Origin of the sequence: Variovorax sp. Root434 (assembly GCF_001426595.1) — a bacterium.
In the GTDB taxonomy this organism is placed as follows: domain Bacteria; phylum Pseudomonadota; class Gammaproteobacteria; order Burkholderiales; family Burkholderiaceae_C; genus Variovorax.
In genome coordinates this window covers 25,637-39,953 of record NZ_LMEK01000029.1, presented here as the reverse complement: position 1 = coordinate 39,953, position 14,317 = coordinate 25,637, and the positions used below count along the sequence as shown (strand labels likewise).

Below are 14,317 nucleotides of genomic sequence, written 5' to 3'. Positions count from 1 at the left end.
CTGAAAAATCGAACGCGGTGCACCGGCTGGTCATTTTCGTCGTACCCGTGTTCGCGCTGCTCATGGCCTGCGAGTTCGCCTGGGGCTGGCTCCAGCGGCGCAACACCTACCGCTTCAGCGACACGCTCGGCAGCCTGAGCCAGGGGCTGCTGAGCCAGGCGCTCGCGGTGTGCACGCAGCTGTTCCAGATCGGGCTCTATGCCATGGTCTATCCGCTGGTGGCGATCTGGACCCGGCCCGGCTTCTGGGACAGCGCTGCAGGCTGGATCGCCGCCGTGCTGCTGTTCGACTTCTTCGACTACTGGCTGCACCGCGCGGGCCACGAGTCGGCCGTGTTCTGGGCCGCGCACTCGGTGCACCACCAGAGCCAGCATTTCAATTTTTCCACCGCGCTGCGCCAGGAAAGCACCGTTGTCTTCCTGGGCTGGGCCTTCTACCTGCCGATGGCGGTGGTGGGCGTGCCGCCCGAGCAGTTCGGGCTGGCGGGACTCATCGTGCTCGTCTACCAGTTCTGGATCCACACCGAGCACATCGGCAAGCTCGGCTGGTTCGACCGCGTGTTCTCGTCGCCCTCGAACCATCGCGTGCACCACGCGGTGAACGACGGCTATTTGGACCGCAATTACGGGGGCATGCTCGTGGTGTGGGACCGCATGTTCGGCACCTTCGCCGAAGAAACCGAACGCTGCGTCTACGGCACGCGCAAGGCGCTCGCGAGCTTCGACCCGATGCGCGCGATCCTCGGCCCCTATGTGCCGCTGCTGCGCGACGCATGGCACACGAAGCGCTGGCGAGACAAGATCGCCGTGTGGTTCAAGCCCCCGGGCTGGCGGCCGGCCGACGTCTCGGCGCGGTTTCCGGAAGCGCCTTTTTCGCTGGAAGAAGCCATGCACATCCACGCCCCCGCGCTGACGCGCCCGCAGGTCGCGTCGGCCGCCCTCCACTTCGCATGCTGGGTCGGCGTGACGCTGGCCTTTCTCTGGCGCGCCGACGACCTCGCGTTCCATACCGGGCTGACGCTGCTCGTGCTGGCGGTCGGCGGCTTCTGGTCCATCGGCGCGGTGCTCGATTCGCAGCTTCGGCTGCGATGGGCCTGGTGCGCGCAGGCGGCGCTGCTGGCGATGTCCGCGGTGCTGCTCTTCACCTGATCGACATCCGCTCGCCCCCGCTATGCTCGGCGCCTTCATCGTTGCAAGGCACCCATCATGCGCAGGCTGGCCACACACGAAGACATCGACACCGTCTTCGCCCTCTACATGCACGAGAAGGTCGTGCCCTTCCTGGGCTACGACCCGATGCCGATCGAGGACTTCCGCGCCATCTACCAAGAACTGCTCGACGGCCGCAACTTCTACGTCTACGAGCACGAAGGGCGCATCGCCGGCTTCTACCGGGCCACGCGCTACCCGGGCCGGGTGCGGCACGTGGCCTGCCTGGGTACGCTCGCGGTCGATCCGGCATTTCACGGCCAGGGCATCGCGCTCGCCATGGTGAGCGAAGCCATCGACGCGTTGAAGGCCACTGGCATCAGGCGCATCGAACTCTTCGTCGAAAGCGACAACGCGCCGGCGATGCGCTTCTACGAAAAACTCGGTTTCGAACGCGAAGGCACCTTGCGCAAGTTCTACAAGCGCGCCGGCGATGCGCAGGCCATCGACGACCACGTCATGGCGCTGCTGATCGACTGAGCGGAGAGCCTCAGGCCCTCCAGCGCCGCAGCAGCAGCGCATTGGCCATCACGCTCACGCTCGACAACGCCATGGCAGCACCGGCCACCACCGGGCTCAACAGGCCGAAGGCCGCAAGCGGAATGCCGGCCACGTTGTAGGCGAAGGCCCAGAACAGGTTCTGCCGGATCTTCGCGACCGTGCGGCCCGAAAGCTCGAAGGCCTGCGCCACCAGCGCGAGGTCGCCGCGCATCAGCGTGATGCCGGCTGCTTCCATCGCCACGTCGGTGCCGCCGCCCGAAGGCGCCATCGCGATGCCCACGTCGGCCGCTGCCAGCGCGGGCGCGTCGTTGGCGCCGTCGCCGACCATCGCTACGACGTGTCCGTTCTTCCTCAGCGCACCGACCTGTGCCGCCTTGTCGGCAGGCAGCACGTCGGCACGCACGTCTTCGGCCGCGATGCCGAGCCGTGCGGCCATGGCCTGGGCTGCGCGCAGGTTGTCGCCCGAGATCATCACCACGCGCAGGCCGCGCGCATGCAGCGTGCGGATGGCTTCGGCGGCTTGCGGCTTGGGCTCGTCGGCGAAAGCGAGCAACGCCTGCACATGCGCGGCGCCCGCCTCATCGAAGCGCAGCAATGCAGACACGGTGGCGCCTTGCGCCTGCAGGCCGTCGACATCGGCGGCGTCGGGCATCGCGTCGAGTTCGCGGCACCAGCGCAGGCTGGTGATGGCCCAGGTCAGGCCATCGACATCGCCGCGCACACCGCGGCCCGGCATCGCCTGCATTGCGCTCAATGCATGCGGCTGCAGGTTGCGCTGTGCTGCGGCGGCCAGCACGGCCTTGGCCAGCGGATGCTCGCTGCCGCTTTGCAGGCTGGCGGCAGTTGCCAGCAGTTGGTCTTCGCTTGCCTGAATACCTGCCGCCCGTACCAGCGCAGTCAACACCGGTCGGCCCACCGTCAACGTGCCGGTCTTGTCGAACGCGACGGTATCGACGCGGTGCGCAATTTCCAATGCACGCGCGTCCTTGATCAGAATGCCGTGCCGCGCCGCCACGCCCGTGCCTGCCATCACCGCGACCGGCGTCGCAAGGCCCAGCGCACATGGACAGGCAATGACGAGCACGGCCACGGCGTGGATCAATGCGGTCTCGATGCCTGCGCCCGCCATCATCCAGCCAGCGAACGTGACGAGAGCGATCACCAGCACCACCGGCACGAACACGGCCGCCACCTTGTCCACCAACCGCTGGATCGGCGCCTTCGCAGCCTGTGCATCTTCGACCAGCCGGATGATGCGCGCGAGCACGCTCTCGGCGCCGACTGCGCTCACTTCGATGACCATGCGCCCGTCGCCATTCACGGCACCGCCGGTCAACGCATCGCCCGGTCCCTTGGCCACCGGCAGCGGCTCGCCGGTGAGCATCGATTCATCGACCTCGGACTGCCCTTCGATCACCCGTGCGTCGGCCGGCACGCGCTCGCCGGGCCGCACCGCGAGGCGGTCGCCCACCATCACCTCGGCCAGCGGCACGTCGCTTTCCTTGCCGCGCGCGCCCACCAGGTGCGCCACTTCGGGCCGAAGTTGCTGCAGCGCGCGGATCGCGGACGTGGCCTGGCGCTTGGCGCGCGCCTCCAGCCACTTGCCGAGCAGCACCAGCGTGATCACCACCGCAGACGCCTCGAAGTACAGGTGCGGCATCGCGCCATGGCCCGCATGCTCGCCGGTCGCCGCGCGCCACCAGAGCCAAAGCGACAGGCCGAAGGCCGCGCTGGTGCCGAGAGCCACCAGCAGGTCCATGTTGCCGGTGCGCGCTTTCGCCGCATGCCAGCCAGCGCGATAGAAGCGTGCGCCCAGCCAGAACTGCACCGGTGTCGCGAGCAGCAGCTGCAACCAAGGCGGCAGCATCCAGTCCTGCCCGAAAGGATCGCCGAGCATGGGCGCCAGCAATGGGATCGACAGTGCCAGGCCCACGGCGACCGGGCCGAAACCCTGCCAGGGCGACAGCGCAGCGGCTTCGTCGGCCGCGGTGCTTGCCGCGCGCGGCTCGTAGCCCGCGGCGCGCACGGCGCGGCGCAGGCGAACGTCCATGCCTTCGTTGCCGCTCGTGACCACTCGGGCCGATTCGGTCGCGAGATTCACGCTCACGTCCTGTACGCCGGGCACGTTCTTGAGCGCACGCTCGACGCGCATCACGCACGAGGCGCAGGTCATGCCGCCGACCGAGAGGTCCAGCGTCATTGGAGGAGATTGCAGATTTTCCATGCCCCAAGGCTAAAGCCTCACACGATGGCAAGGTCAAGCGGCAGATCCAGTGTCCCTTTGCTGGACATTGACATCGTGAGAGGGTTCAAACTTGCGTCTCACATACTTCCATCACTTCCAAGGAGCCATCACGATGAGCCAGAAATTCCAGGTCACGGGCATGAGCTGCGGCCACTGCGTGAGCGCGGTGCAGAACGCGGTGCAAACGGTGGACCCCGAAGCACAGGTCACGGTCGACCTCGAGACCGGCCATGTCGACGTGCTGAGCGAACAGCCGCGCAAGGACATCGTCGCCGCGATCGAGAACGCGGGCTACGCCGTTCAATGAGCGCGAGCCACGTCGCCATCGGCGAAGCGGCGCAGCGCTCCGGCGTATCGGCCCGCATGGTCCGCCACTACGAAGGGCTGGGCCTGCTGCCGGCGGTGGCGCGCACCGAAAGCGGCTATCGCCAATACGGCGATGCCGACATCCACACGCTGCGCTTCATCAAGCGCTCGCGCGACCTCGGGTTTTCAATGGAAGAAATCGCCGAACTCGTCGGACTGTGGCACAACCGCCGACGCACGAGCGCCAGCGTGAAGCGCATCGCCGAGAAGCACCTCGGCGAACTGGAGCAGCGCATTGCGGACATGCAATCCATGCGCAACACGCTGGCCCACCTGGTGCACTGCTGTCACGGCGACGCCAGACCGGACTGCCCCATCCTCGATGACCTGAGCAAGGTCTAGATCAGGCGCCCCGCACCAGCGAGAGCACCTTGCCTGCATCCAGCGTGCGGGCTTTTTCCTGGATCGCCGGCAGGTACTGCGTCTGCAGGCTCTGCCCTTCCTTCACCACGCCCGAGAACGCGTCCTTCAGCATCTGCGTCGAAAGCGTCCGGCCGCCGGCGTAGTAGCGCTTGGCCACATGGCCCAGCGCATAGGTCGAGGCGAAGCTCATCCCCGAGCTCACGGCCTGGTTGCCCAGCCCGCGCAGCAAGCCACCGCCGACCTTGCCGAGCAATCCGCCGAGCAGCTTACGACCGGCCTGCTCCAGGTATTGCGAGGTCAGGCCCACGCCGACCGTCGCCAGGAAATCCTTCACGTGGCCACTGTCGAGCTGGTAGCCGTACGACTGGCCGATCCGGTAGACCAGCTTCATCTGCAGCGGAATGATCGCCATGGTCGAGAGCGTCTCGGGCAGCAGTTCCAGCGCGCCGTTGAGGATGGCGGCATTGAGGATCGATTTGTCGAGCTCGGCGCTGTCCGGGGTGCCGGGCGCCGCCACGGCGCTGCCCCCAGCGGCGGTAGCCACCGGCACCGCCGCGATGTCTTCCGCCTGCTGCGAGAACGCGGCCGCCGAGGCATCCAGCCCCAGCGAAGTTCGCACGTCCGCCAGGAACATCCGCTCGGCCTCCGACTGCGTGCCGTCCGCATCGCACACGCACACGGCCATCTCGTAGGCCAGCTGCCTCGACTCGGTGCTTTTCAGCTCCCCGGCCACCGAGGCCAGCGACACGCGCTTCATCAGCACGTCCTGGTAGAGCGTCGGCAGGTTCAGGCCGTCGGCCTGCGACAGGCCCTCGGCAATCCGCTTGATCTCGGCGCGCTCGCGCTCGTGCTTCTCGCCGTCGACAAAGGCAGCCAGCAGCGACAGGGTAACTATCGACTTTGTTTCTGAAGGTGTCATTTGTACGAAATTTCGCAATATGAAGGATCCGGTTCGGTCGCCATGGCTGGCGAAGGTTCCGCCGCCGGTTCTCCCCACAAACCTTGGGCAACTCTGTGGATAACGTCGGCACTTCTGTGTAGGGGTTCGGCAAGTCATTGATTCACAAAGGAAATTAACAGTTTGCCCAAATTTTCAGCAATGAATTTCTCGCACCGGAAATCGCCTTTCGCAGATTTTCCGGAGCGCGTCAAAGGACAACTCTGGGGACATTTTTTGAACAAGGCATCGGTTATCCACAGGCCGGAGCGGGTACCCCATGTTGTTCATATGCCGGGTACAAACCCGAAGCGCGGCTGCGCACAGTGACAGAGGTATGACAAGTGCTTGTCGCATAACGAAAAAAGCGGCATGTCCACAGAAGTGGGCGACCCTTATCTACTACTACTAATTTGAATAAGAAGAATAAGAAGATGGGAAAGGGGAAAGCTGCGCCCGAAAAAAAAGCCGCGAACGGCCGCGCCGGTCCACGGCGCCTTCGGTCCAAACCGGTCCTCCCGGCACGTTCCCCTCGCTAACATCTGCGGATGAGCTTCAAACCCCGGATCCTGATCGCCGAAGACGAATCGGGCATCGCCGACACGCTGCAGTACGTCCTGAAAAGCGACGGATTCACGCCGGTCTGGTGTGCCACGGCCGAAGAAGCCATTGCCCAGTTCGCGCAGGAGCCGCCGGCGCTGGCCATCCTGGACATCGGATTGCCCGATCTCAACGGTTTCGAACTCTTCAAGCGCCTCCAGGCGCTGAACCAGTCCATGGGCGGCCCGGAGGTGCCGATGGTGTTTTTGACGGCCCGCAGCGACGAAATAGACCGCGTGGTGGGCCTCGAACTGGGCGCGGACGACTACATTGCCAAACCGTTCTCGCCGCGCGAACTCGTCGCACGTGTGCGGACCATCCTGCGGCGCAGCGCGAGAAACGGCGCAGGAGCCCCGGCAACAGCCGCGGTTGCAAACCATGGGGTGCCCCATCAAATTCCGGCCCAGACGCCTCCTGAGAGCTCTCAAGCACCCGCAATGCCCTTCGCGCTCGACCACGAGCGCATGCAGATCCGCTATTACGGCCGCGCGCTCGAGCTCTCGCGCTACGAATACGGCCTGCTGAGACTGCTGGTGCAGCGCCCGGGACGCGTCTTCACGCGCGACGAACTGCTCGAACTGGTCTGGGACGATTCGAGCGACAGCTTCGACCGGACGGTCGACGCGCACATCAAGACCCTGCGCGCCAAGCTCAAGGCGATCGCGCCCGAAGTCGAGCCGATCCGCACGCTGCGCGGCACCGGCTATGCACTGAACGAAGAACTGCCGACCAAGGCGTCGTGACAAGACGCACGCGCATCTTCATCGGCATCCTGCTGATCTACACGGCGGGCATCGCCTTTCTCCTCTATCGCGTCGTTTCCGACATCGACCCGCGCTACCGCGAGTCGGCCGAGGAATCGCTGGTCGAGACCTCCCAGCTCGTGGCCAGCCTGGTCGAGCAGGATGTGATTGCCGGCGCCATCAACACCGCACGGCTCGAGCCGCTTTTCCGCACCGTCTACGCGCGCGAGTTCTCGGCGCAGATCTACAACCTGCACAAGAGCCGCGTCGAGCTGCGCGTCTACGTCACCGACCGCAGCGGCCGCGTGATGTTCGATTCGCTCGGCAGGCACCTCGGCGCCGACTATTCGCAATGGAGCGACGTGAGCCGCACGCTCGCCGGCCTGTACGGCGCACGCACTTCGCGCGATGTCGATGGCGATCCGCGCACTTCGGTCATGTACGTGGGCGCGCCCATTCGCTGGAACAACGAGATCGTCGGCATGGTCAGCGTCGGCAAGCCGGTGCAGAGCTTCGGCCAGTTCGTGGAAGACGCGCGCGTGCGCACCATCTGGGTCGGCGTCGGTTCGGCGCTCGCACTGCTGCTGCTCACGCTCATCGTTTCTGTGTGGCTGGTGCGCCCCTTTGGCCTGATCCGCGACTACTGGACCTGGGTGCGCGCACAGCGCAGCCTGAGCCTGGCGCGCATGGCACGACGCGCGGTCGACGGTGTGCGCACCGGCTTCAGCGAAATGCGCGATGCGCTGACCGGCCGCAACTACGTGGCCGACTACGTTCAGACCTTCACGCACGAGGTGAAGAGCCCGCTCTCTGCCATCCGCGGCGCGGCCGAGCTGCTGCAGGAACCGTCGATGCCGCATGCCGAGCGCGAACGTTTCCTGAAGAACATCGAAGGCGAGACGCAACGCATCCAGGAAATCGTCGACCGCATGATGGAGCTCACTGCGCTCGAAACGCGGCGCACGCTGGACCGCACCGAGCCGGTGGCGCTGGCTTCGCTGATCGACGACATCGCCATCAGCGCGCAGCCCGCGGCTGCAAGGCGCAACATCAAGTTGCTCGTGAACATCCGCGACGAAGCCCGCACGGAAGGCGACCCGTTCCTGCTGCGCCGCGCGATCAGCAACCTGCTGGACAACGCCATCGATTTTTCACCGCGCGACAGCGAAGTGCTGCTCACGCTGGAAACCACGTCGAAGCTCGCCCGCGTGAGCGTGCGCGACCGTGGCCCGGGCATTCCGGAATACGCGCAGGAAAAGGTCTTCGAGAAGTTCTATTCGCTCGCCAGGCCGCACAGCCAGAAGAAGAGCACGGGACTGGGGCTGGCGTTCGTGAAGGAGATCGCGGCATTGCACCGCGGCCGTATCGAGCTCGGTAATGCGTCGCGCGGCGGGGCCGTGGCGACGCTCACGCTGCCGCTTTCATCGAACCATTGAACGGGCTTTGACGAGTTCAGGACGCGGCGGCAGCGATTCGGGAAGGCGCAGGTCCCACACCAGGCCACACCGCTCAAGCAGCATGAGCATCCACCACCCCGGATCCCACTCGCCGGGCGCGAGTCCCAGCCGGGCAGAGCCCGGAAAGGCATGGTGGTTGTTGTGCCAGCTCTCGCCCATGGTCAGCAGCGAGGTCCAAGGGATGTTGCGCCCTTGCACGGCGGCACCACGCACTTCGTAGTTCATTGCGCCCCTGTTGTGCGCGAACCAGCCGATCAGCCAGTGACCCAGGACGCCCGCAGTGACCCGTGCACACACGCCCCAGAAAACGAAAGCCCAGCCGCCCCAGAGATAGAAGAGCATGGCGACGGGCAGTTGCTGCAGCATCCAGGTCTTTTCGAGCCAATGCAGGAAGCGGTCGTTGGCGACAAGGGGTTCGAGCTGGATGCGGGGTGGGTGTGTGAGATGAAGATCGCAATGCAGTTGCCACCACGCATCGGTCCAGAAACTGCGGCCATGTCGCAGGTAGTCGTGACAGATCGGTAGGCGTTGTGCGTAGTCGCGCAATTCATGCTGGCGAAGAATGCCCAATGGTCCAGCCAGGCCGACAAGCACGCCGCAATAGATCAACGTGCGGCGCAACCACCCTGGACACTGGAAACTGTGATGAATCAGTTGGCGATGGCTGCCCAGCGAGTGGCCGAACAACAGTACGCAGGCGGTGCTGACGACGAAAAGCGCAAGGGCGTCCCAACGAAAGAAGAAGTAGCCGCCGACAAGCGCGGCTGCTGCCATGCCGGAGAACCAGAGCGACTTGACCGGTGCATATCGAACTTCGCCATCACAGGCGAAATCGGCTCGCCTTGCACGAATACGATGGTGATCGAGATTCGTGGGCTGCACCTCAAGCCTCAGGTGCCGATCAGCGCGCCGTACGCACGGCGCGTCTCCGGGCTCACCGCCCCGAGCGCCTGCAGATATTGCGTCTGGTGCTGCGCGATCATGCGTGCCGACGCCACCGTCTTCGAGCGGCAGTACCAGTGGCAGGTGTGCTGCATCAGGAACAGCTCGGCCGACATGGTGAAGGCCTTCGACTTGGGCGTGCGCCCGGCCTCGTTGCGCATGACGACGGCGATGCCGCTCGCGTGGATCAGCAGGGCCTGCCGCATGTCGAAGGTCGCGGCCGGAAAGAAGTGGGTGAACATCGGAATGGCAACCGGCAGCTTGCTCACGCGCGTCACAGCTTCGGGCAAGCGCGAGAACTCGGCGGCGAAGCTGTCGAGCTGGGCGGAGAGCTTTTCCTCGGTGGCGTCCAGCAAGTGCCAGATCTGCTGGCGGCGCTCGGCGTCGTCTTCGCCGAGGCAGCGCATGTAGCCGGAGGTGAGGCTTTCCATCAGCTTCTCGATCTGATGGCGGCCGAGGTGGCTGGCCAGCAGCGCGATGCGCAGGCGCTGTTCCCTGGACTTGAGGATGTAGAAGCCGGCAGCAAAAAGCGCCACCAGAGTAAGAATTTCCATTTATACGTGGGAAAAAAAGAGAAGGCGGGAAGCAGCACCGAGTGTAGGCACCGCGACCCGCCTTCTCTTTTTGGCTTCGACTTCTAGCGGAAGAAATCGAGGATCTTGTTGCGCTCTTCGGGTGGTGGCGGTGCCCCGATTGGCGCACCCGTGAGTTCTTCGGCCGGCGGTGGCGGCGTCCCGTTGTTCTCCAGGCCCAGGCTCGCCACGCTGTGGCCCGGCGTGAAATCGTCGAAGTACCACTCGCCGTCGACGTTCACCACGCCGGACGGTTCGGCCGGCTGCGTCACGGGCACGCCCTGCAGTGCTGTCTGCATGTAGCCGATCCAGATCGGCAGGCTCAGGCTGCCGCCGGTTTCGCCGCGCACGCCGAGCTGGCGCGGCGTGTCGTAGCCGATCCACGCGATGCCGACCATGGTCGGCTGGAAGCCCGCGAACCAGGTGTCGAAGGAGTCGTTGGTGGTGCCGGTCTTGCCATAGAGGTCGTCGCGCTTCAGTGCCTGATGGGCCTTGAAGCCGGTGCCGCTCTTCACCACGCTCTGCAGCAGCGAATCCATGATGAAAGCGTTGCGCTGCGGAATGGCGCGGCGTGTTTCGTCGAGCACCGGCGCTTCGGTTTCCATGATGACCTTGTCCCTCAGGTCGGTGACGCGCGTGACGAGGTACGGATTGACGCGATAGCCGCCGTTGGCGAACACCGAGTAGCCCACCGCCATCTGCATCGGCGTGACCGAGCCGGCGCCCAGGCCCATCGGCAGGTTGGCGGGGTGCTTGTCCTTGTCGAAGCCGAACTTGGTGACCCAGTCCTGCGCATAGGGCGCGCCGATCGATTGCAGCACGCGCAGCGTGACGAGGTTCTTCGATTTCATCAGCGCGGTGCGCAGCGGCATCGGGCCTTCGTAGGTGCCCTCGAAGTTCTTCGGCTCCCACGGCTGGCCACCGTTGGCGGCGGCATCGAAGTACAGCGGCGCGTCGTTCACCACGGTGGCGGGCGTGAAGCCCTTTTCGAGCGCGGCTGAATAGATGAAGGGCTTGAAGCTCGAGCCCGGCTGGCGCCAGGCCTGCGTGACGTGGTTGAACTTGTTCTTGCCGAAATCGAAACCGCCCACCAGCGCCTTGATGGCGCCGCTGCGCGGGTCCATGCCGATGAAGGCGCCTTCGACTTCCGGCAGCTGCGTGATTTCCCAGGTGTTCTTCGGCGTCTTCGCCACGCGGATCACGGCGCCGCGGCGGATCTTGATGTTGGGCGGTGCCTTCGCGGCAAGGCCGGACTGCGCGGGCTTCAGGCCATCGCCAGTAATCTGGATGGTTTCGCCATTGGCGCGCACGGCGCTGATTTCCTTGGCGTTCGCGTCGAGCACCACGGCAGCGACCACGTCGCCGTTGTCGGGATGCTCGGCGAGCGCGTCGTCCACGGCCTCGTCGACTTCCTTCTGCTCGGTCGGCAGGTCGACGAACTTCTCCGGGCCGCGATAAGGCTGGCGCCGTTCGTAGTCCATGATGCCCTTGCGCAGCGACCGGTAGGCCGCGGCCTGATCGGCCGCCACGAGCGAGGTGTAGACCTTCATGCCGCTGGTGTAGATGCTGTCGCCGTACTGCGCGTACATCATCTGGCGCACCGTCTCGGCCACGTATTCGGCATGCAGGCGGTTCGGGTCGGCGGCGTCGCGCAGGTGCAGTTCTTCCTTCTTGGCTTCGGCGGCCTGCTCGGCGGTGATGAAGCCGGTTTCGTGCATGCGGTCGATCACATACAGCTGGCGCGCCCGCGCGCGGCGCGGATTGGCCACCGGATTGTTGGCGCCGGGCGCCTTCGGCAGGCCGGCCAGCATCGCGGCTTCGGCGACAGTGACGTTCTGCAGCGGCTTGCCGAAGTAGGTTTCGGCCGCGGCGGCAAAGCCGTAGGCACGGTTGCCGAGGTAGATCTGGTTCAGGTAGATCTCGAGGATCTGGTCCTTGGTGAGCTGCCGTTCGAGCCGCAGCGCCAGCAGGATCTCGTAGGTCTTGCGGCTCATCGTCCGTTCGGAACTCAGGTACACGTTGCGCGCCACCTGCATCGTGATGGTCGATGCGCCCTGCTTGCGGCCACCCTTCAGGCTGGCGACCGCGGCGCGCAGGAAGCCCTTGTAGTCCACCCCGCCGTGGTCGTAGAAGCGTGCGTCTTCAACGGCCAGCACAGCGTCCTTCATGACCTTCGGAATGCTGGCGAAGGGCGTGAGGTTGCGGCGCTCTTCACCGAACTCGCCGATCAACTGGCCCTCGGTCGAGTACACGCGCAGCGGCAGCTTGGGGCGGTAGTCGGAAAGCTCCGAGACATCGGGCAGCTTCGGGTAGATGGCAACCACCGCGACGATGGCTGCGACCAGCACCACGAGCGCGCCGGAGCCCACCCCGATGGCGCCCCAGCCGGCAACGCGTTTCCAGCGGCGGCGGGGATCGTTCGGCGCCGCGCTGTCGTCGTCGGAAGGTTTGGGGCTTGAGCGTTTGAACATAGGAATTGGCTACTGGCTAGCGAAAGGTTGGAGCCGCCGCGCGCTGCTGCGTTCCAGCATCGAGAGGTCGAGCGCGCCGCACTGCGCCGCCTGCTGCGCGCAATGCATGGCATCGAAATACTTGTCTTGGTCGAAGGCGATCGGCAACAGGTCCACGCTGGCGCCGAGGGCACGGACGGTGGCATCGCAAAGACCGCGGTTGCAGGCCGCGCCCATCGTGAGATCGTCGGTGACGAGCAGGCCCTGGCAGCCCCATTCGCCTCGAATCACCTGTTTCACGATTTTGCGCGAGAAAGAGACCGGATATTCGGCGTCGAGTTCCACAAGGATGACATGGCCCGGCATGACCGCGGCATCCGAATGTTTCGACACGTCTTGAAACGGTTTCCGGCCGCGCGCCCTCAGCAGCTTCATGCCGCCTGCGCTTCGGGCGCCGCGACCGGAGCCGGTTCCACGCGGCGGGAGAGCGCATACCAGTCGACCTTGCGCGTGACGAGCATCAGCACGGCCAGCATGCCGAAGATCAGCAGCGCGCCCAGCAGCAGCGCATTGCTTTCGGAAGCCAGCAGGCCGTAGAGCGCGCCATAGAGCAGCGCAACGAAGGCGCCGAACGACAGGCCGCGCCGCCAGCCTCCGAGCACTGCGCTGAAGTACACGGCCAGCAGGGCGACGCTCGCGGTGGCGGCGCCCGCGTACGCCATCCAGAACGCGAATTTCTCGGAGAGCGCGAGCAGCAGCAGGAAGAACAGCGCGATCGACAAGCCGACCAGCCCGTACTGGATGGGGTGCAGGCGCAGCTTGCGGAACAGCTCGAACATGAAGGCGGCCATCAGCACCAGCCCGATGAACAGCACGCCGTACTTGCCGGCGCGCGTGCTCATCGAATAGACGTTGATCGGCTGCGCGAGCGACACGTCGAAGGTCTGCAGCGGACCCGTGTTGCGGTGCGCGGCGGTGACAACAGCTGCGGCGGCGGCGTTGTCGTCGGCGGGACCGCCGCGGGCCGAGAGACCCGCGCGCACCTGTTCGCGCGCCGAAGTCACGAGCGAGGACACGCGCCAGTGCGCGTCGAAGCCCTGCGGCGTCACGCTGCGCTCGGCTGCGAGAAAGCGCCCACCGAAGCTGGGGTGCGCCCAGGGCGAGCTCAGGTGCGCGGTCGTTTCCTCGGCGATGGGCGCGATCGCGAGCGTGTCCTGCCCGACCAGGCCGAGCTTCATGTCGAACGAAACCGGTGTGCCGGCCTGCCATGCGGTGAGCGCCGCGCCCGTGACCGGTGCGTGGATGCCGTCGGCAAACCAGGCGCCGTCGGCCAGGCCCGGCACGCGCTGCTTGAAACGCAGCGCCTCGCCGCCCATCGTCATCGCCGGCGAACCGTCGAGGCCGCGCAGGTCGCTCACGTTGAAGGCGATGAAGGGCACCTTGAATTCGATTTTCGAATCGGTCTCGCTGTGCGCCACGGCGTTCAGGTCGAAGGCCGCGAAGCCACCGGTGAGCGTGGCGCTGAGTGTGTAGAACGGAATCCTGAAGATGCCGCGGTAGCGTTCCTGCGGAGCCATCGAGCCTTCGATGTGCAGCTTGTCCGGGAACACCACGTGGGCCATTTCCTTGCTGCGCGGCTCCTGGCCGATCACCTTGCCCTGCGCGTTGCGCAGCGGCTCCATCCAGCGCTCCACGTACGGCACCAGCAGCAGCGGGCCGACCATCGTCTGGCGCCCGGCGTAGGTGGCGGCGAGTTCGTCGGCCGCTTCGCGCTGGCTCTCGCCGCGGGCGCGGTTGATCGATTGGATCTCCCCCAGCGGAATGCACAGGAGCAGCAGCAGGAACAACAGGCCGGCGACCTTGGCCAGCATGGAATTCAGCACGGCCTTCAACAACTGAAGCATTTTTTCTCTCCTCGTCTGTAGCGAAGCCG

13 protein-coding genes are annotated in these 14,317 nt (G+C 65.6%); 6 read left to right on the top strand and 7 right to left on the bottom strand.

All coding sequences use genetic code 11. From position 1 onward, the window contains the following. The first annotated feature begins 17 nt into the window (after positions 1 to 17). Both ASD05_RS28620 and ASD05_RS28615 read left to right on the top strand, forming a co-directional pair. The gene (locus tag ASD05_RS28620; protein ID WP_056600053.1) at positions 18 to 1,148 is read left to right on the top strand and encodes a sterol desaturase family protein; all 1,131 of its coding nucleotides are present in this window, start codon (positions 18 to 20) and stop codon (positions 1,146 to 1,148) included. A 57-nt stretch (positions 1,149 to 1,205) separates the two neighbouring features. Then, positions 1,206 to 1,688, top strand: a complete 483-nt coding sequence (locus ASD05_RS28615; RefSeq protein ID WP_056600050.1) for a GNAT family N-acetyltransferase — start codon at positions 1,206 to 1,208, stop codon at positions 1,686 to 1,688. A gap of 10 nt (positions 1,689 to 1,698) precedes the next feature. Here the strand turns inward: ASD05_RS28615 and ASD05_RS28610 are convergent, their stop codons facing one another. Continuing rightward, on the bottom strand, positions 1,699 to 3,909 hold the full coding sequence (locus ASD05_RS28610) for a heavy metal translocating P-type ATPase (RefSeq protein ID WP_200955515.1): 2,211 nt from the start codon (positions 3,907 to 3,909) through the stop codon (positions 1,699 to 1,701). 157 nt (positions 3,910 to 4,066) lie between these two features. Here ASD05_RS28610 and ASD05_RS28605 point away from each other — a divergent pair, with 157 nt between their 5' ends. Together ASD05_RS28605 and cueR are read left to right on the top strand one after the other, a co-directional pair. Further along, the gene (locus ASD05_RS28605; protein ID WP_007833622.1) at positions 4,067 to 4,261 is read left to right on the top strand and encodes a heavy-metal-associated domain-containing protein; all 195 of its coding nucleotides are present in this window, start codon (positions 4,067 to 4,069) and stop codon (positions 4,259 to 4,261) included. After that, a complete protein-coding gene (gene cueR / locus ASD05_RS28600) occupies positions 4,258 to 4,662 on the top strand; it encodes a Cu(I)-responsive transcriptional regulator (protein ID WP_056600044.1) in 405 nt (134 codons plus the stop codon). The genes ASD05_RS28605 and cueR overlap by 4 nt, the downstream gene beginning before the upstream one ends. Position 4,663: 1 nt before the next feature. Here the strand turns inward: cueR and ASD05_RS28595 are convergent, their stop codons facing one another. Beyond that, positions 4,664 to 5,602, bottom strand: coding sequence for a YcjF family protein (locus ASD05_RS28595; protein ID WP_056600042.1), 939 nt, complete (start codon positions 5,600 to 5,602; stop codon positions 4,664 to 4,666). Between the two features lie 566 nt (positions 5,603 to 6,168). On the opposite strand from ASD05_RS28595, the gene creB reads away from it, so the two are divergent. Then, positions 6,169 to 6,963: a two-component system response regulator CreB gene (gene creB, locus ASD05_RS28590; protein ID WP_056600040.1), complete on the top strand. Its 795-nt coding sequence runs from the start codon at positions 6,169 to 6,171 to the stop codon at positions 6,961 to 6,963. Continuing rightward, entirely contained in the window at positions 6,960 to 8,399 is a 1,440-nt protein-coding gene (gene creC, locus ASD05_RS28585; RefSeq protein ID WP_056600037.1) for a two-component system sensor histidine kinase CreC, read from the top strand. Before creB ends, creC begins: the two co-directional genes overlap by 4 nt. Here creC and ASD05_RS28580 read toward each other — a convergent pair. The 5 genes from ASD05_RS28580 to creD all read right to left on the bottom strand — a co-directional run bounded on the left by ASD05_RS28580 (position 8,385) and on the right by creD (position 14,288). Then, on the bottom strand, positions 8,385 to 9,302 hold the full coding sequence (locus ASD05_RS28580; RefSeq protein ID WP_056600033.1) for an acyl-CoA desaturase: 918 nt from the start codon (positions 9,300 to 9,302) through the stop codon (positions 8,385 to 8,387). The two genes, creC and ASD05_RS28580, sit on opposite strands and share 15 nt — an antisense overlap. Before the next feature lie 8 nt (positions 9,303 to 9,310). Beyond that, positions 9,311 to 9,916, bottom strand: a complete 606-nt coding sequence (locus ASD05_RS28575; RefSeq protein WP_056600031.1) for a hypothetical protein — start codon at positions 9,914 to 9,916, stop codon at positions 9,311 to 9,313. Between the two features lie 83 nt (positions 9,917 to 9,999). Continuing rightward, positions 10,000 to 12,405: a penicillin-binding protein 1A gene (locus ASD05_RS28570; protein WP_056600028.1), complete on the bottom strand. Its 2,406-nt coding sequence runs from the start codon at positions 12,403 to 12,405 to the stop codon at positions 10,000 to 10,002. A gap of 9 nt (positions 12,406 to 12,414) precedes the next feature. Continuing rightward, positions 12,415 to 12,819: a glycoside hydrolase family 3 N-terminal domain-containing protein gene (locus ASD05_RS28565; RefSeq protein WP_235508141.1), complete on the bottom strand. Its 405-nt coding sequence runs from the start codon at positions 12,817 to 12,819 to the stop codon at positions 12,415 to 12,417. After that, positions 12,816 to 14,288 carry a cell envelope integrity protein CreD gene (creD, locus tag ASD05_RS28560; RefSeq protein WP_056600022.1) on the bottom strand — a complete coding sequence of 491 codons (1,473 nt, stop codon included), beginning with the start codon at positions 14,286 to 14,288 and terminating at the stop codon, positions 12,816 to 12,818. Before creD ends, ASD05_RS28565 begins: the two co-directional genes overlap by 4 nt. Positions 14,289 to 14,317 lie beyond the last annotated feature (29 nt).

Coding starts and splice junctions, on each gene's coding strand:
- ASD05_RS28570 (WP_056600028.1), bottom strand. CDS start 12,405: ATGTTCAAACGCTCAAGCCCCAAACCTTCCGACGACGACAGCGCGGCG.
- ASD05_RS28615 (WP_056600050.1), top strand. CDS start 1,206: ATGCGCAGGCTGGCCACACACGAAGACATCGACACCGTCTTCGCCCTC.
- ASD05_RS28565 (WP_235508141.1), bottom strand. CDS start 12,819: ATGAAGCTGCTGAGGGCGCGCGGCCGGAAACCGTTTCAAGACGTGTCG.
- ASD05_RS28610 (WP_200955515.1), bottom strand. CDS start 3,909: ATGACGCTGGACCTCTCGGTCGGCGGCATGACCTGCGCCTCGTGCGTG.
- ASD05_RS28605 (WP_007833622.1), top strand. CDS start 4,067: ATGAGCCAGAAATTCCAGGTCACGGGCATGAGCTGCGGCCACTGCGTG.
- creD (WP_056600022.1), bottom strand. CDS start 14,288: ATGCTTCAGTTGTTGAAGGCCGTGCTGAATTCCATGCTGGCCAAGGTC.
- ASD05_RS28595 (WP_056600042.1), bottom strand. CDS start 5,602: ATGACACCTTCAGAAACAAAGTCGATAGTTACCCTGTCGCTGCTGGCT.
- ASD05_RS28575 (WP_056600031.1), bottom strand. CDS start 9,916: ATGGAAATTCTTACTCTGGTGGCGCTTTTTGCTGCCGGCTTCTACATC.
- cueR (WP_056600044.1), top strand. CDS start 4,258: ATGAGCGCGAGCCACGTCGCCATCGGCGAAGCGGCGCAGCGCTCCGGC.
- creB (WP_056600040.1), top strand. CDS start 6,169: ATGAGCTTCAAACCCCGGATCCTGATCGCCGAAGACGAATCGGGCATC.